This window comes from Rhizobium sp. SSA_523 (assembly GCF_030435705.1).
Taxonomy (GTDB): Bacteria; Pseudomonadota; Alphaproteobacteria; order Rhizobiales; family Rhizobiaceae; genus Neorhizobium.
Window position 1 is genome coordinate 79,421 of the sequence record NZ_CP129382.1, and the last position, 15,616, is coordinate 95,036.

Below are 15,616 nucleotides of genomic sequence, written 5' to 3' on the forward strand. Positions count from 1 at the left end.
CCTTGCAGAAAAAGTAATTGAAATTTCCATTAAAGCAAGGCGATGCGCGACTGGTGAGAGGCGCCATGCGCTGCCCCACATCCTGAAACGGTCGCAAGAGGTAACCGTCCGGATCGGCAACGAGGCACTGGCATACGGCCTACCCCTTCCCGGAGAAGACGCTCTGCCTCACGCCTTCGTGCCGCCCACCGTCACCTGGTCCATCCTGAGATGCGGCTGGCCGACGCCGACCGGCACCCATTGGCCGCCCTTGCCGCAATTGCCGATGCCGGTATCCAGCTTGGTGTCGTTGCCGACCATCGAGACCCGCTTCATCGCATCCGGTCCATTGCCGATCAGCATGGCACCCTTGATAGCGGGGCCGATCCGGCCGTTTTCGATCAGATAGGCTTCCGTGCAGCCGAAGACGAATTTGCCCGAGGTGATATCCACCTGACCGCCGCCGAAGGAGACGGCATAGATCCCCTTCTTGACGGAGGCGATGATCTCCTCCGGCGTCTTGTCGCCCGACAGCATATAGGTATTGGTCATGCGCGGCATGGGCTGATGGGCATAACCCTGGCGGCGGCCATTGCCGGTCGGCTGCATGCCCATCAGCCGGGCATTTTGCCGATCCTGCATATAGCCCACCAGTCTGCCCTTTTCGATCAGAACATTATAACCGGATGGCGTGCCTTCGTCGTCGACGGTGAGGGAGCCGCGGCGGGCATCGATCGTCCCGTCATCCACCACGGTGACATCGGGCGCGGCCACCATTTCACCGAGCAGCCCGGCAAAGGCGGATACCTTCTTCCGGTTGAAATCGCCCTCCAGCCCATGGCCGACGGCCTCGTGCAGCATCACGCCCGGCCAGCCATTGCCGAGCACCACATCCATTGTTCCGGCCGGCGCGTCGATCGCCTCGAGATTGACGAGCGCCTGACGCAGGGCCTCGTCGGCGCCCGTCTGCCAATTGCCGGCACGCACGAAATCGCCAAAGCCGATCCGCCCGCCGGTGCCGAAGGAGCCGCTTTCCTGGCGGTCGCCATCGCCCACCACAACGGAAATGCCGATCCGCGTCATCGGACGCACATCCTGCACCCGGTGGCCATCGGCCCGCAGGATATCGACGACCTGCCAGCTGGCGGCGATTGAGGCGGTCACCTGGCGAACCTTCGGATCCTTGGCCCTCAGATAGGCGTCGATCTCGGCGAGCAGCGCGACCTTTTCTTCGAAGGAAGGCTGTCCGATCGGGTTCTCGTCGCCATACAGGCGCCTGTTTGTCCGCTGCGGCGCCGCCGCATAGGAGCCGGAATAGCCGCGGGTGACGGCCTGGACGGCATCCGCTGCCCGTGACAGGGCCGCGGCGGACAATTCGCCCGCATGCGCATAGCCGACGGACTCGCCGGCCACGGCGCGCAGGCCAAAGCCCTGATCCGTATTGAAGGATCCGCCCTTCAGCCGGCCATTGTCGAAGGTCAGCTGCTCGGCCTGGGCATGCTCCAGAAAGAGCTCCCCGTCATCGGCGCCGGCAAGTGCCTCGCCAAGGATCTTGCGCAGGCGGTCCTCGTCGCAGTCGAACAGGTTGATGAGGTCGGTGGTCATTGGCAGGCTCCTCTGGCCGTGGCATGACGCGCCCGGCCGCTCGAGCCGATGTAGGTTCCGGCTGCCCGCGAAGCAAGGCTTTGGCTGGTCCGAAAAAGGACGTGCTCAGGGCAGCGAATCATACCCGTCGGTGAAGCCGGCCAGTTCGATCGGAATGCCGACGCGGTCCTGGTCCACCGATTCGCGAAGCGCAAAGACGGCGCGCTTGCCGGCCCGCAATATCTTCATCAGCTCGTCGTCGATCTCCACTTCCACATAGCATCCCTCGGAGAAGCAGCGGGTGAAATAGGCGCGGCCGATATTATTGCCGTCGACGAAGAGATCCATGCCGTCCTTCAGCAGGACACCGAGCGGCGCGAGGATGCGCAGGATGCGCGCCTTGCGATCGGCCGTCTTCAGGACGACGACCGACAGGCCGACCTCCGGACGATCCTCGGCGATCACATTCTGCATCAGAGCGCATTGCTCCACGGTGGAGCCGGCCGGCTTGTCGCAGAGGACCGACCAGGCGCCATGGCTGGCGCGCACCGTGCCCGGCTGGGCGGGGCTGCCGGGCTGCGGCGTGGCGGAGGGCGCGGGAATGCGCGCCTCGGGCTGGGCCGGCCGCTGCGTCGGCTGGGGAGCCTGCGGCTGCGCCTGAACGGGAGATTGCGGTTGGGCCAGCGGTTGAGATTGCTGGGCCTGCGGCCTGCTTCCCGGCCCGTCTCCCGGCCTGTCTCCCGGCTGCTGCGCCTGCGCCAGCGCCGGTGCCGCGGAGAGGGCAATCGGCAGCAGTGCGGCCAAAGCTGTGGCGCACAGTGTGGGAAAACGCATGGATACCTCTGTCTTTCGAATCAGTCGGACTATTCTTGTCGCCGGGGCGCGCCGATGAAAAGCCCTCACGCACATTTCAGGCGAGTGCGGCGAAAATGCGGACCGGCATCCACATCTCATCCACCGGGGCGCGGGAGGCCGCGGGCCCGGCAATTGGCGGGATTTCGCACGGGAAATTGATAACGCGCAAAAATGCCGCACGACGACACCCCCGACAAGCCGTGGCCGGATGTTGCGACAACTGATAAACTGTGGTTCAACCGGTAAGCTATAGCTTGGGAATGCGCGTGACGTTCTGATCTGGATCAAACTGATCTGCATCAGACGATTGGGGAGAGACTATCGTGATGAACAGAGCCTGTGCAGCCTTGGCTGCGTCGATCTGTCTGCTTTTCGCTTCGGGGGCGGGGGCGGACCAGCCTATACCGTGGCAGCTGGACCTTCAGGCGCCGGTGACGCCGATCATGCATGAAATCAAGTGGTTTTCGCACTATACCCTGTGGTTCATCGTGCCGATCACCCTGCTGGTGCTTGCCCTTCTGGTCTGGGTGGTGATGCGCTACCGCGCCAGCGCCAATCCCGTGCCGTCGCGCACCAGCCACAATACGGCGATCGAGGTCATCTGGACTCTCGGGCCTGTGCTGATTCTTCTGTTCATCGCCATTCCGTCCTTCAACCTGTTGAATGCGCAGCTGACCATGCCGGAAAATCCGGACGTGACGGTCAAGGCCACCGCCACCCAATGGCTGTGGAGCTATGAATATGAGGGCGGCGAAACGCCGGTGTCCTTCGACAGCTACCTGCTGCGCGACCAGGATCGCGAAGCGGCCGGCAAGCAGGACATTGCCCGCTATCCGCGGCTTCTGGCTGTGGACAACGAGCTGGTCCTGCCCGTCAACAAGACGGTGCGCATGCTGGTGACGGCCGCGCCGACCGACGTGATCCACGCTTTCGCCATGCCGGCCTTCGGCATCAAGATCGACGCCGTTCCCGGCCGCCTGAACGAAACCTGGTTCCGCGCCGAGAAGGAAGGCCTCTATTACGGCCAGTGCTCCGAGCTTTGCGGCAAGGACCACGCCTATATGCCGATCGCGATCCGCGTCGTATCCGATGAACAATATAATGCGTGGCTGACGGCCGCCGGCAGCGATCTGCCCGGCGCCAACCGCCTGCTGATGGCGCAGACCGACCAGCGCAAGCTTGGCGTCGACGTCGCGTCCAAGTAAGGGAGTGAGATAATGGCTGGACATTCCACACAGGACGGTCATCACGCCCGCACCGCGGATCCCGCGCATGCGCATGATGACCACCACGATCACAGCTTGAGCTTCTTCGATCGCTGGTTCAAATCGACCAACCACAAGGATATCGGCACGCTCTACCTGATCTTCGCGATCTTTGCCGGTATCATTGGCGGTCTCCTCTCGGTCTTCATGCGCATGGAGCTGCAGGAGCCGGGCATCCAGATCTTCCACGGCCTGGCGGCCATGGTCTACGGTTTCGATGGCGATGCGGCGATCGACGGCGGCAAGCACATGTATAATGTGTTCACCACCGCACATGCCCTCATCATGATCTTCTTCATGGTCATGCCGGCCATGATCGGCGGCTTTGCCAACTGGATGATCCCGATCATGATCGGGGCGCCGGACATGGCCTTTCCGCGCCTGAACAATATCTCCTTCTGGCTCATCGTCCCGGCCTTCATCTTGCTGCTGCTGTCGATGTTCGTCGAAGGACCGGCGGGCGCCTATGGCGTCGGTGGCGGCTGGACCATGTATCCGCCGCTTGCGACGGTTGGCCATCCCGGACCGGCGGTGGACCTGGCGATCTTCTCACTGCACGTCGCCGGTGCCTCGTCCATCCTCGGTGCGATCAACTTCATCACCACCATCCTGAACATGCGCGCACCGGGCATGACGCTGCACAAGATGCCGCTGTTTGCCTGGGCCGTGCTGGTCACCGCCTTCCTGCTGCTGCTGTCGCTCCCGGTTCTGGCCGGCGGCATCACCATGCTCCTGACGGACCGCAATTTCGGCACGACCTTCTTCGCGCCCGAAGGCGGGGGCGATCCGATCCTCTACCAGCACCTGTTCTGGTTCTTCGGTCACCCGGAAGTCTACATCCTGATCCTGCCCGGCTTCGGCATTGTCAGCCATATCGTCTCGACCTTCTCCAGGAAGCCGGTCTTCGGCTATCTCGGAATGGCCTATGCCATGGTCGCGATCGGCGCTGTCGGCTTCATCGTCTGGGCGCACCACATGTATACGGTCGGCCTGTCGCTCGATGCACAGCGCTACTTCGTCTTCGCCACCATGGTGATCGCGGTGCCGACGGGCGTGAAGATCTTCTCCTGGATCGCGACCATGTGGGGTGGCTCGATCACCTTCCGCACGCCGATGATCTGGGCGATCGGCTTCATCTTCCTGTTCACCGTGGGCGGCGTGACGGGCGTCCAGCTGGCCAATGCCGGCCTCGACCGCTCGCTGCACGATACCTATTACGTCGTGGCGCATTTCCACTACGTTCTGTCCCTCGGCGCGGTCTTCGCGATCTTCGCGGCCTGGTACTACTGGTTCCCGAAGATGACCGGCTATATGTATTCCGAAATGCTCGGCAACCTGCATTTCTGGGTCATGTTCGTCGGCGTGAACCTCGTCTTCTTCCCGCAGCATTTCCTCGGCCTTGCCGGCATGCCGCGCCGCTACATCGACTATCCGGATGCCTTTGCCGGCTGGAACTATGTCTCGTCGATCGGCTCCTACATCTCTTTCGTCGGTGTCCTGATCTTCCTGTACTCGGTCTGGGAAGCCTTCGCCAAGAAGCGGGTGGCCGGCGACAATCCCTGGGGTGAAGGCGCAACCACGCTGGAATGGCAGCTGTCGTCGCCGCCGCCATTCCACCAGTGGGAACAGCTGCCGCGCGTCAAGTAACATCATCGGCAGGCGCGGGATCCTCCCCGCGCCGCCGCCCTTTGTGAATATACAGGACTGACAATGACCACCATCGACGATCACGCAGATCTGCTGTCCGGGGAGCAGGTTCGCCTCTCCGAAGCCGGTGCGCGCGATTTCTTCGAACTCCTCAAGCCGCGCGTCATGTCGCTGGTGGTGTTTACCGCCTTTGCCGGCCTGCTTCTTGCGCCTGGGCAGATCAATCCCTTCATCGCCGCCATCGCCATTCTGTGCATCGCCGTGGGTGCCGGGGCCTCCGGCGCGCTCAACATGTGGTATGATGCCGATATCGATGCGGTGATGAGCCGCACGGCGCGTCGGCCGATCCCCGATGGCCGCATCCTGCCGCAGGAGGCGCTTGCCTTCGGCCTGACCCTGTCGACCTTTTCGGTGGCCATTCTCGGCCTCGTCGTCAACTGGTTCGCCGCCGGCCTGCTGGCCTTCACCATCTTCTTCTATGCGGTCGTCTACACGATGTGGCTGAAGCGCTCGACGCCGCAGAACATCGTCATCGGCGGAGCCTCCGGCGCCTTTCCGCCGATGATCGGCTGGGCCTGCGTCACGGGCGGCGTCTCGCTCGACAGCGTGCTCCTGTTCCTGATCATCTTCCTGTGGACCCCGGCGCATTTCTGGGCGCTCGCGCTGTTCAAGATGCGCGATTACGGCGCCGTCGGCATTCCGATGATGCCGAATGTCGCCGGCGAAGGCTCGACCAAGAACCAGATCCTCGTCTATGCCGTGCTGACCGCCGCCTGCGGCGTCTCGCCGGCGCTGACCGGGCTTGTGGGCTGGGGCTACGGCGTCTTCGCCGCTGTGCTCGGCATTGTCTTCGTCGGCTGTTCCATCGCCGTCCGGCAGATGCCGGATGGCGATGAGAAAATGCTGCCGGCCAAGCGGATGTTCGCCTATTCCGTGGTCTATCTCTTTGCCATCTTCACGGCTCTGATCCTCGCCCATTATGCTGGTCCTTTGCTGGACCGGCTGGCAGGTGCGGCATGATCGAGACGGTCAAACCCACCGAAGCACAGAAGAAGTCGCGGCGTGGTCGCAACATCGCCCTCGGCCTCGTGCTGGCGGCGCTGGTGCTGATCTTCTACATCGTGACGCTGATCAAGCTGGGCGCCGCCGGCTGACGGCAGGGGAGGAGACGAGAATGGCCCATCCGCAGACCACCGCGAAAGCCCGGCCGGGCAATTCGGCCATCCTGGCCTGCTGCCTGGTCTTTGTCGGCGGCATGGTCGGCGCCGCCTATGCGGCTGTTCCGCTCTACCGCATCTTCTGCCAGGTCACCGGCTATAACGGCACCACGCAGCGTGTCGAGCAATATTCGGACACGGTGCTCGATCGCACGATCCGCGTCTCCTTCGATGCCAATACGTCGAGCGGGCTGAACTGGGATTTCAAGCCGGTGGACCGGATGATCGAGCCGAAGATCGGCGAGACGGTGCAGATCAGCTACACCGCGACCAATCATTCGCCGACGCCCGTTACCGGGACTGCGGTCTTCAACGTGACGCCGATGGAAGCCGGCGCCTATTTCAACAAGGTACAGTGCTTCTGCTTTACCGAAACGACGCTGCAGCCGGGCGAGACGCTCGATATGCCGGTCGTCTTCTTCGTCGATCCGGAGATCGTGAAGGCGGAAGAAACGAAGAACATCAAGAATATCACGCTCTCCTACACGTTTTATCCGAGCCAGGGGGCCAAGCCGGTTGCCGGCTTGAAGGATGAAAAGCCGGGAAGCGCGACGAAGTTATGAGAGAGGCCCTTTCGCGCCCGCGGAAGGGTTGAGGAGAAACTCGGGGACTGATCACATGGCGCAAGCGCACCAAAAGAACCACGACTACCATATCATTGACCCCAGCATCTGGCCCTTGCTGGCCTCGATCGGCGCCTTTGTCATCACCTTCGGCGGTGTCGGCTACATGCGTTACCTGCATGGCGGCCAGTTTCAGATGTTCGGGCTGAACTTCGCCAATCCCTGGCTCTTCTATATCGGCCTGGCCATCATCATCTACACCATGATCGGCTGGTGGACGGATACGATCAAGGAAGGACGCGAGGGCAACCACACCCGCGTCGTCTCGCTTCACCTGCGCTATGGCATGATCATGTTCATCGCGTCGGAAGTGATGTTCTTCGTTGCCTGGTTCTGGGCCTTCTTCGATGCCAGCCTCTATGCCAACGAAGCCATCCAGGCCAGCCGGACGGCAGCGCTTGGCGGCCAGTGGCCGCCCAAGGGCATCGAAGTTCTCGATCCCTGGCATCTGCCGCTCTACAACACGGTCATCCTGCTTCTGTCGGGCACCTGCGTCACCTGGGCGCACCATGCGCTTCTGCACAATGACCGCAAGGGCCTGATCAACGGTCTGGCGCTGACGGTGGCGCTTGGCGTGCTGTTCTCCTGCGTCCAGGTCTACGAATATGCGCATGCCCCCTTCGAATTCACCAATTCGATCTATGGCGCGACCTTCTTCATGTCGACCGGCTTCCATGGTTTCCACGTCTTCGTCGGCACCATCTTCCTGCTGGTCTGCCTGATCCGCGCCATCAATGGCGGCTTCACGCCGCAGAAGCATTTCGGCTTCGAAGCGGCAGCCTGGTACTGGCATTTCGTGGACGTGGTCTGGCTCTTCCTCTTCTTCGCCATCTATATCTGGGGTGGCTGGGGCGCCCCGATCGCGCATTGATCAGCCGTTCGATCGGCGCAATAATCCGACAGGGAGAAGGGGCGGCATAAGACCGCCCCTTGTCATTCGGCCAGGAGGAGCTTGTCTTTCGGCCAGGAGGAGTAGGCCATGCGGGAAGATGAAGCACAGTTTCCGCCGCAGGATGCGGTATCGGCCGGGTTGCGCGGCGCCTGCCCGCGTTGCGGCCAGGGCAAGCTCTTCGACGGCCTTTTGAAGGTACGGCCCGCCTGCCAGGCCTGCGGGCTGGATTACGGCTTTGCCGATGCCGGCGATGGTCCGGCGGTCTTCGTCATGCTGCTGGTCGGCTTCATCGTCACCGGCTTTGCCTTGTGGTTCGAGTTCACCGTGCATCCCTCGATCTGGCTGCATTTCCTCGTCACGCTGCCCTTCGCCGTCATCGTCTGCCTCGGCAGCCTGCGGCTCCTGAAGGGCTTGCTGATCGCGCTGCAATACCGCCACAATGCCAGCGAGGGCCGGATCGATCGTGATTGAACCCTCTTTCACCGAAAACTGCCCGGCCGTTTGCGTCCATCTTGACCTCAGGGGTGGCTATCAATGATTTTCGAGGCAAAGGGGCGGCGGCGCCCGGGCAAGGTGATCGCGGTTGCCGTTTCGGTGCTGCTTGCGCTCGTCATCCTGCTGTCGCTCGGCACCTGGCAGGTCCAGCGCCTGCACTGGAAGGAAAGCCTGGTGGCGCAGATCGAAAGCCGTCGGCATGAGCCGCCGCAGGATCTTGGCGTCGTGGAGCAGGATCTGGCCCGCGGGGTCGATCCCGAATATCGGCGTGTCAGCCTGCGCGGCCGGTTCGACATGCAGCGCGAGCGGCATTTCTTCGCCACCTTCGAGGGACAGAGCGGCTTTTACATCTATGCGCCGATGACGCTGACGGATGGCCGTATCCTGCTCGTCAATCGCGGCTTCGTGCCCTATGACCTCAAGGAGCCGGCCAGCCGTCCCGGACAGGCGGGAGAACCGCCCGCCGGCCTCTCCGAGGAGGTGACGATCACCGGCTATGTGCGCGACCGGCTGGATGGCAAGCCCTCCTGGCTCGTGCCGGAAAACGATCCCGCCAAGAACATCTTCTACTGGAAGGACTGGGACCTGATGGTGTCGAGCCTCGGCCTCGACAAGGACAAGACGCTGCCTTTCTTCGTCGATGTCGATGCCAGCGTGACCAATCCGGGCGGCTGGCCGAAAGGCGGGGTGACGCAATTCGAATTGCCCAACAATCACCTGCAATATGCCCTGACCTGGTATGGCCTGGCCGCCGCGCTCCTGGCGGTGACCGCCACTTCCTATGTCCGCTGGCGCAAGGAGACCGCGCAGCGGACCGGCGGGCAAAAGCCGGGCGGGCAAAGATCGGCCGGTTCGCCGGATGGCAGCCAGAGGTCCGGTTCGCCGCGGCGATGAAAGGCCGGGCGTACTGGGAGGCGTGACTGGGAGGGGTGGCTGGGAGACGAGACAGAACTGGGCCAGAGACAGGCCAGAGACAGGCCAGAGACAGGCCAGAGACAGGTCAGAAACAGGTCAGAAACAGGCCAGAAACAGATCAGAGCCGGTAACAACCGGGCAAGAACGGGTTTGTATCCACCCGCCCTGATATTATATGGGTCTGTGTAACAGAAGCCGAACGCCCTGCCGTCGTGGCGCGCAGGATCATTCCGCATCCGACATTCCTCGCTTGCCAGAGCCGACCGACACATGACGATACTGCCTCTAGACCGACCGCCGCTCACCATCCGCCTCTGCGGCCCCCGCGGCTTCTGCGCCGGCGTCGACCGGGCGATCCAGATCGTCGTTCTGGCGCTGAAGGCCTATGGCGCGCCGGTCTATGTACGCCATGAAATCGTGCACAACCGCTATGTGGTCGAGGGGCTTGAGGCCAAGGGCGCGATCTTTGTCGAGGAACTGGACGAGATCCCGGAAGAGCATCGCCAGCAGCCGGTGGTATTTTCCGCCCATGGCGTGCCGAAAGCCGTGCCGGAAGATGCCGTGGCGCGCAATCTCTTCTACCTCGATGCCACATGTCCGCTTGTCTCCAAGGTTCACAAGCAGGCCATGCGCCATCAAAGGCTCGGCCGTCACGTGGTGCTGATCGGCCATGCCGGTCACCCGGAAGTGATCGGCACCATGGGGCAATTGCCGCCGGGCTCCGTCTCGCTGATCGACACGATCGCGGATGCGGAGGCCTATCAGCCGGTCGATCCGGACAATCTGGGCTATGTGACGCAGACCACGCTGTCGGTGGATGATACGGCGGGCGTGATCGCCAAGCTGCAGGAGCGCTTTCCCAATCTCACCGCGCCGTCGGCCGACAGCATCTGCTATGCCACAACCAATCGCCAGGAAGCCGTCAAGCAGGCGGCGCCCGGCTGCGATCTCTTCATCGTTGTCGGCGCTCCCAATTCCTCCAATTCCAAGCGGCTGGTGGAAGTGGCCCTGCGCGCCGGCGCCACGCGTTCCCTGCTGGTGCAGCGGGCAAGCGAGATCAAGTGGGAAGAGGTGGGCGCCATCCGCACGCTCGGCATTTCCGCCGGCGCCTCGGCCCCTGAAGTTATCGTCGACGAGATCATCGAGGCGTTCCGCCAGCGCTTCGATGCCCGTGTCGAACTCGCCATCACCGCGGAAGAGAACGAGCATTTCCTGGTCAATCGCGAATTGCGCAGCATTGAGCTGACCCGCGAGGACATGGCCTGGGTCAACGGATGAGCCGGCGGCGGGCTCCGGCGACCTTATTTCTCCGCCAGCCATTTGCGCCGGCCTGACACTCGTCTATATCAGCGAAATGACAAGCCGCCTCCTCAAGCTCGCCGCATGGCTCCTGCTCGCTTTCGTCGTCTTTGCCACCGTCTCGCCAATCGCCTGGCGGCCGCATGATGTCCTGCCGGTGAATATCGATCGGGCGCTGGCCTTTGCGCTGCTGGCCGGCGCCTTCGTGATCGCCTATCCGCGGCATTTCACGCTCTGCGCCGTCGTCATCCTGTGCAGCACGGCCGTGATCGAGGCGCTGCAATGGATCGAGCCGAGCCGGCATGCGCGCCTGCAGGACGTTTTCGTCAAGGCCGCGGGCTGTTGCCTCGGGCTTGGCATCGGCTGGTTCATCAACCGCTATCGCCGCCGCCATCTGCCATCGTAACTTTTGACCCTAGCCATCCGCCCACCGCTCTGTGTATGTCTCGGGGATTATGCGCGCTTACAACGCGTCCATGGCAATCTCCGGCAGGAAGCAAATCATTGGCCGTCTATACCGATATCAGCGAGACCGATCTCAGGGCGTTTCTGACGCAATATGCCGTCGGCGACCTCACCTCCTATAAGGGCATTGCCGAAGGCGTAGAAAACTCCAACTTCCTGCTGCACACCACCAGCGAGCCGCTGATCCTCACCCTTTACGAAAAGCGTGTGGATGCCGGCGATCTGCCGTTTTTCCTCGGCCTCATGCAGCATCTGGCGCAGCGGGGCCTGTCCTGCCCGCTGCCTCTGCCGCGCCAGGATGGGCGGCTGACGGGCGAATTGTCCGGCCGCCCGGCCGCGCTCATCTCCTTCCTGGAGGGCATGTGGCTGCGCAAGCCCGAGGCGCAGCATTGCGAGCAGGTGGGACGCGCGCTTGCTCAAATGCATCTTGCCGCGGCGGATTTTCCGCTGCGGCGGGAGAATGCCCTCTCGCTCGGCGGCTGGATCGAGCTTTGGGACAAGGCCGGGCCGCGCGCCAACCAGGTGCTGGACGGGCTGGAAGAGGAGATCGGCAGCGAGCTGGATTACCTCGCCGCGCATTGGCCGAAACATCTGCCCGAAGGCGTCATCCATGCCGATCTCTTCCAGGACAATGTCTTCTTCCTCGGCGAGCGCCTGTCCGGCCTCATCGATTTCTACTTCGCCTGCAATGATCTTCTGGCCTATGACGTCGCCATCTGCCTGAACGCCTGGTGCTTCCAGCCGGACGGCGCCTTCAATTTCGCCAAGGGCACGGCCCTTCTCGCCGGCTATCAGGCGGTGCGGCCGCTATCCGATGCGGAAAAGGCGGCGCTGCCCATCCTGGCGCGCGGCTCGGCGCTGCGCTTCTTCCTCACCCGCCTTTACGACTGGCTGGAGACGCCCGAGGGCGCCCTGGTGGTCAAGAAGGACCCGCTCGAATATCTGAAAAAGCTGCGCTTTCACCGGTCCATCAATGCCCCTTCGGAATACGGGCTGGAGGTGCCGGCATGAAGCAGGTGGAGATCTTCACCGATGGCGCCTGTTCGGGAAATCCCGGTCCGGGCGGCTGGGGCGCCATCCTGCGCTATGGCGAGGTGGAAAAGGAACTTTATGGCGGCGAGGCGGAAACCACCAATAATCGCATGGAACTTCTGGCGGCCATCACCGCGCTCAATGCACTCAAGAGCCCGTGCGAGGTCAATCTGCATACCGACAGCAAATATGTGATGGACGGCATTTCCAAGTGGATCTTCGGCTGGAAAAAGAATGGCTGGAAGACCGCCGACAAGAAGCCGGTCAAGAATGGTGAGCTGTGGCAGCAGCTGGATCTCGCCAACCAGCGCCACAAGGTCACATGGAACTGGGTCAAGGGCCATGCCGGCCATCCGGAAAACGAGCGGGCCGACGAGCTGGCGCGGCTGGGCATGGAACCGTTCAAGACGCGCCGCTGACGGCGGATTTTGTAATGAAGGTGCCCGGGCGTTTCCGGGTGAGGGGAGGAGATAAGATGATCCTGCATTGCGTATTCCTGCGGCTGAAGGCCTCGCTGCCGGCCACCGAAAAGCAATCGATCTACGAGGACCTTGCCCGGCTGCAGACGGTCATTCCGGGCATTGTCAGCATCAAGACCGGGCCGAATGTCTCGCCGGAGGGATTGAGCGGCGGTTTTCGCGAGGGCTTCGTGGTGACCTTCGAGGATGCGACGGCGAGGGATACCTATCTCGCCCATCCCGACCACACATCCGTCGGCGACCGGATCGTCGCCGCCTGCGATGGCGGCCTTGCCGGTCTTCTGGTGTTCGATCTGGAAGTGTGAGCCGGGGCGATCGCTCCGGCTCGTGGCCCTCATCCGGCGGCGGCGACCTTCTCCCCGCCACGCGGGTAGAAGGGATATGCAGGCCGGCTCTCCACCCGTTGCGACGTTGCACGGGCCACGTCCCCTCTCCCCGCCTGAGTGGGGAGAGGGTTAGGTTGAGGGGCAAAGCTCTCGGAGGGTGAGGGGATGCCGTTTCATATCAGCATGGCTCAACATGAAGATGTCGCCTCGTGGCTTCGCCTCGCAGAAGAGGTGGTGCCGCTTTTCGGACCGATGCCAGATTTCCGCTATTCTATTCGGTAGCAACTGCCACCAGACTTAACTAGGACGACAGCCTGGTATCCACTCGCTTGTTTGGAGTAGCGAATGTTCGGTATCGAGGATGAAACAAAGTGGAAGCGGAGGGAAATTGGCAAGCAGATTGAACGCATGAGGGCGGGGGCACCACCAAACCTCCACCGCTCCTCTGGTTCAGAGATCAACGAGGTTTTTGACTGTTGATCTCCTCAATCAAGCGTGGACGGTTGCGAGGCGTGAGCGTGTCATAAATTTCGGACAGCGCGATAGAAGCGCCAATCTCCGGCATGTAGATTACGCTTTCGAGGTCATCGTACTTCTCGGATCCCCACACTCCTTCGCCGTCGCGTCTGTAGAGCTTGACGAGAATATGGCTCGGCTCAACGAACATAATGAGGCGGATCGCCGGATGTTCCCGATACTCGTCGAGCTTGTCGGTTGTGTCCACTGAACTCGTGCCGGGGGACGAGACCTCCACCACAAGTGTGGGGTTCTCAGCAACCATTGCGTCAGGGTCGGGTGGACCGCAGTCCACGACGATGTCAGGATACCGAATGGTGCTCGCCAGCGTCTGGACGGCTGTGTCGCTTGAAGTCGTTCGGCAGCCGCCAGACTTCGATTGCGGCGCCAGCGAGGAAACGATATTCGAAACGACGACGTTGTGACCCTGCTTGGCACCAGCCATCATCTCGATGACACAACCATCGACCAGCTCGAATCGGCCCTCTTGACCGGGAATCCACTCGAGGAAATCCTCCGCCGAGACACGGTCGTGTTCCATAGCCTGCATGTCGTGCTCCCTTCTTGAGGCTATTATAGCATATAACTGCCCTCATGTCGTGACTATGCTTCTCGGTGTAGTTGGTGGCAGTTACTACCTCATTCCGCAGATTTCGAGACTGTCTTGACCCGCAAGATCGCACAACGCCAGGCCTTCTGCGCAAAAGCGGAGTCGATGAACTTGAATGTTCTGGGAGGCGTACTGGTGGGCGGCAGCGGCGTGGCTTACGCCATCCGCTGGCTCGCCGTTTCATCGCAACATCAGCGACTCGGGCATTGGCAAGGCGCTCATCAAGGCGGCCCTTTCAACCATGCCTCCGGAGTGCGCTGTGCATGTGGATACCTTTGTGGAAGGCAGTCCGGATGCGGGTGCCGCCAGACGGCTTTACGAGAGCTGCGGTTTCGTTCCGGGAGATGTTTGGTGGGAGGGGGAGATCGTTCGTCAGCGGTATGTGCGGACGCCTCGAATGATCGACATGAACCCTGAGGGCGCGTCTGCGCTTGTCCCCACTCCCCGCCTGAGCGGGGAGAGGGTTAGGGTGAGGGGCAAAGCGCTCCGAGGGTGCCTTCCCAAAGAAACCTCAGCTGCCCTTGGTCATCGCCGCGGCCAGCTGATTGACATTGTAGCGGAACATCTTTTCAAAGGTCGGCGCGGGGCCGGTCGGGTCCGATAGCGATTCCACATAAAGCGCGCCGCCCGGTTCTGCCCCGGTCGCCTTCGCCACCTGCCTGACCAGGCGCGGATCGTTGGAATTCTCGATGAAATAGGTCTTCACCTGTTCGGCTTTGATCTGGTCGATCAGCTTGGCCACATCGGCGGCGGAGGCCTCGCTTTCGGTCGAGAGGCCGAGCGGCGCGAGGAAGGTCACCTTGTATTCGCGGCCGAAATAGCCGAAGGCATCTTGGCTGGTCAGCACCTTGCGGCGGTCTTCCGGCACTTTGCCGATCTTTTCGCGCGCATAGGCATCCATGACGTCGAGCTTTTTCGTATAGGCTTCGGCATTCGCCTTGAAGGTCGCGGCATCGGCGGGATCGGCGGCGGAGAGCGCCTTTTCGATATTGGCGACCCAGATCTTCACATTGACCGGGCTGTTCCAGACATGCGGATCGGTCACCTGTTTGCCGTCCTCTTCCATGGTGCGGGTCTTGATGCCTTCCGAGGCGGTGACCGGCTTGCCCTTGAAGCCGGAGGCGGAAATCAGCCGGTCCATCCAGCCTTCCAGGCCTTCGCCGCTGACGAAGACCACATCGGCTTCCTTCAGCGTCTTGGCGTCGCTCGGCGAGGGCTCGAATTCATGGGGATCGCCATCGGGGCCGACAAGGCTTGCCACGCGCACCTTGTCGCCGCCCACCTGGTGAACGACGTCGGCAAGCACGGTGAAGGAGGCGACGGCCTTCAGCTCGGCGGCGGAAACCGGGGCGCTGAAGGCAAGCATGGCTGGAATGGCTGCGGCAGACAACAGCAGGGGGCGGAGTGACATCGGGAG

The 15,616-nt window shown here is 62.3% G+C and carries 17 protein-coding genes; 13 read left to right on the forward strand and 4 right to left on the reverse strand.

The features are described from left to right. Window positions 1-168 precede the first annotated feature (168 nt). Together tldD and QTJ18_RS08660 are read right to left on the reverse strand one after the other, a co-directional pair. Window positions 169-1,584, reverse strand: coding sequence for a metalloprotease TldD (tldD, locus tag QTJ18_RS08655; protein WP_252751806.1), 1,416 nt, complete (start codon window positions 1,582-1,584; stop codon window positions 169-171). A gap of 105 nt (window positions 1,585-1,689) precedes the next feature. After that, window positions 1,690-2,397 carry an invasion associated locus B family protein gene (locus tag QTJ18_RS08660; protein WP_252751805.1) on the reverse strand — a complete coding sequence of 236 codons (708 nt, stop codon included), beginning with the start codon at window positions 2,395-2,397 and terminating at the stop codon, window positions 1,690-1,692. A gap of 347 nt (window positions 2,398-2,744) precedes the next feature. Here QTJ18_RS08660 and coxB point away from each other — a divergent pair, with 347 nt between their 5' ends. The 13 genes from coxB to QTJ18_RS08725 all read left to right on the forward strand — a co-directional run bounded on the left by coxB (window position 2,745) and on the right by QTJ18_RS08725 (window position 13,052). Next, a complete protein-coding gene (gene coxB, locus QTJ18_RS08665) occupies window positions 2,745-3,623 on the forward strand; it encodes a cytochrome c oxidase subunit II (RefSeq protein WP_252751804.1) in 879 nt (292 codons plus the stop codon). A gap of 12 nt (window positions 3,624-3,635) precedes the next feature. Further along, window positions 3,636-5,330: a cytochrome c oxidase subunit I gene (gene ctaD / locus QTJ18_RS08670; RefSeq protein ID WP_252751803.1), complete on the forward strand. Its 1,695-nt coding sequence runs from the start codon at window positions 3,636-3,638 to the stop codon at window positions 5,328-5,330. A gap of 63 nt (window positions 5,331-5,393) precedes the next feature. Continuing rightward, entirely contained in the window at window positions 5,394-6,350 is a 957-nt protein-coding gene (locus QTJ18_RS08675) for a heme o synthase (protein ID WP_252751802.1), read from the forward strand. Beyond that, window positions 6,350-6,484: a hypothetical protein gene (locus QTJ18_RS08680; protein WP_489667183.1), complete on the forward strand. Its 135-nt coding sequence runs from the start codon at window positions 6,350-6,352 to the stop codon at window positions 6,482-6,484. Before QTJ18_RS08675 ends, QTJ18_RS08680 begins: the two co-directional genes overlap by 1 nt. 20 nt (window positions 6,485-6,504) lie before the next feature. Continuing rightward, complete coding sequence (locus QTJ18_RS08685) at window positions 6,505-7,110, forward strand: cytochrome c oxidase assembly protein (RefSeq protein ID WP_252751801.1); 606 nt, start codon at window positions 6,505-6,507, stop codon at window positions 7,108-7,110. A gap of 55 nt (window positions 7,111-7,165) precedes the next feature. Continuing rightward, on the forward strand, window positions 7,166-8,041 hold the full coding sequence (locus QTJ18_RS08690; protein WP_252751800.1) for a cytochrome c oxidase subunit 3: 876 nt from the start codon (window positions 7,166-7,168) through the stop codon (window positions 8,039-8,041). Between the two features lie 108 nt (window positions 8,042-8,149). Further along, the gene (locus QTJ18_RS08695) at window positions 8,150-8,533 is read left to right on the forward strand and encodes a DUF983 domain-containing protein (RefSeq protein WP_252751799.1); all 384 of its coding nucleotides are present in this window, start codon (window positions 8,150-8,152) and stop codon (window positions 8,531-8,533) included. Between the two features lie 63 nt (window positions 8,534-8,596). Beyond that, entirely contained in the window at window positions 8,597-9,451 is an 855-nt protein-coding gene (locus QTJ18_RS08700) for an SURF1 family protein (RefSeq protein ID WP_252751798.1), read from the forward strand. A gap of 291 nt (window positions 9,452-9,742) precedes the next feature. Then, window positions 9,743-10,750, forward strand: a complete 1,008-nt coding sequence (gene ispH, locus QTJ18_RS08705) for a 4-hydroxy-3-methylbut-2-enyl diphosphate reductase (RefSeq protein ID WP_252751797.1) — start codon at window positions 9,743-9,745, stop codon at window positions 10,748-10,750. 76 nt (window positions 10,751-10,826) lie between these two features. Beyond that, window positions 10,827-11,177: a VanZ family protein gene (locus QTJ18_RS08710; protein ID WP_252751796.1), complete on the forward strand. Its 351-nt coding sequence runs from the start codon at window positions 10,827-10,829 to the stop codon at window positions 11,175-11,177. Window positions 11,178-11,275: 98 nt separating this feature from the next. Next, a complete protein-coding gene (locus QTJ18_RS08715) occupies window positions 11,276-12,247 on the forward strand; it encodes a homoserine kinase (RefSeq protein WP_252751795.1) in 972 nt (323 codons plus the stop codon). Further along, window positions 12,244-12,687, forward strand: coding sequence for a ribonuclease HI (rnhA, locus tag QTJ18_RS08720; RefSeq protein WP_252751794.1), 444 nt, complete (start codon window positions 12,244-12,246; stop codon window positions 12,685-12,687). The genes QTJ18_RS08715 and rnhA overlap by 4 nt, the downstream gene beginning before the upstream one ends. 56 nt (window positions 12,688-12,743) lie before the next feature. Continuing rightward, window positions 12,744-13,052, forward strand: coding sequence for a Dabb family protein (locus QTJ18_RS08725; RefSeq protein WP_252751793.1), 309 nt, complete (start codon window positions 12,744-12,746; stop codon window positions 13,050-13,052). Between the two features lie 478 nt (window positions 13,053-13,530). On the opposite strand, the gene QTJ18_RS08730 is transcribed toward QTJ18_RS08725, so the two are convergent. Together QTJ18_RS08730 and QTJ18_RS08735 are read right to left on the reverse strand one after the other, a co-directional pair. Next, a complete protein-coding gene (locus QTJ18_RS08730; RefSeq protein WP_252751792.1) occupies window positions 13,531-14,139 on the reverse strand; it encodes a Uma2 family endonuclease in 609 nt (202 codons plus the stop codon). A gap of 571 nt (window positions 14,140-14,710) precedes the next feature. Then, window positions 14,711-15,610 (reverse strand): metal ABC transporter substrate-binding protein, encoded by a 900-nt coding sequence (locus QTJ18_RS08735; RefSeq protein WP_252751791.1) that lies wholly within the window; start codon window positions 15,608-15,610, stop codon window positions 14,711-14,713. Window positions 15,611-15,616: the final 6 nt, after the last annotated feature.

What these genes read in the sequence shown, in the direction of transcription:
- tldD (WP_252751806.1), bottom strand. Translation starts at nt 1,584, where the DNA reads ATGACCACCGACCTCATCAACCTGTTCGACTGCGACGAGGACCGCCTG.
- QTJ18_RS08660 (WP_252751805.1), bottom strand. Translation starts at nt 2,397, where the DNA reads ATGCGTTTTCCCACACTGTGCGCCACAGCTTTGGCCGCACTGCTGCCG.
- coxB (WP_252751804.1), top strand. Translation starts at nt 2,745, where the DNA reads ATGAACAGAGCCTGTGCAGCCTTGGCTGCGTCGATCTGTCTGCTTTTC.
- ctaD (WP_252751803.1), top strand. Translation starts at nt 3,636, where the DNA reads ATGGCTGGACATTCCACACAGGACGGTCATCACGCCCGCACCGCGGAT.
- QTJ18_RS08675 (WP_252751802.1), top strand. Translation starts at nt 5,394, where the DNA reads ATGACCACCATCGACGATCACGCAGATCTGCTGTCCGGGGAGCAGGTT.
- QTJ18_RS08685 (WP_252751801.1), top strand. Translation starts at nt 6,505, where the DNA reads ATGGCCCATCCGCAGACCACCGCGAAAGCCCGGCCGGGCAATTCGGCC.
- QTJ18_RS08690 (WP_252751800.1), top strand. Translation starts at nt 7,166, where the DNA reads ATGGCGCAAGCGCACCAAAAGAACCACGACTACCATATCATTGACCCC.
- QTJ18_RS08695 (WP_252751799.1), top strand. Translation starts at nt 8,150, where the DNA reads ATGCGGGAAGATGAAGCACAGTTTCCGCCGCAGGATGCGGTATCGGCC.
- QTJ18_RS08700 (WP_252751798.1), top strand. Translation starts at nt 8,597, where the DNA reads ATGATTTTCGAGGCAAAGGGGCGGCGGCGCCCGGGCAAGGTGATCGCG.
- ispH (WP_252751797.1), top strand. Translation starts at nt 9,743, where the DNA reads ATGACGATACTGCCTCTAGACCGACCGCCGCTCACCATCCGCCTCTGC.
- QTJ18_RS08710 (WP_252751796.1), top strand. Translation starts at nt 10,827, where the DNA reads ATGACAAGCCGCCTCCTCAAGCTCGCCGCATGGCTCCTGCTCGCTTTC.
- rnhA (WP_252751794.1), top strand. Translation starts at nt 12,244, where the DNA reads ATGAAGCAGGTGGAGATCTTCACCGATGGCGCCTGTTCGGGAAATCCC.
- QTJ18_RS08725 (WP_252751793.1), top strand. Translation starts at nt 12,744, where the DNA reads ATGATCCTGCATTGCGTATTCCTGCGGCTGAAGGCCTCGCTGCCGGCC.
- QTJ18_RS08730 (WP_252751792.1), bottom strand. Translation starts at nt 14,139, where the DNA reads ATGCAGGCTATGGAACACGACCGTGTCTCGGCGGAGGATTTCCTCGAG.
- QTJ18_RS08735 (WP_252751791.1), bottom strand. Translation starts at nt 15,610, where the DNA reads ATGTCACTCCGCCCCCTGCTGTTGTCTGCCGCAGCCATTCCAGCCATG.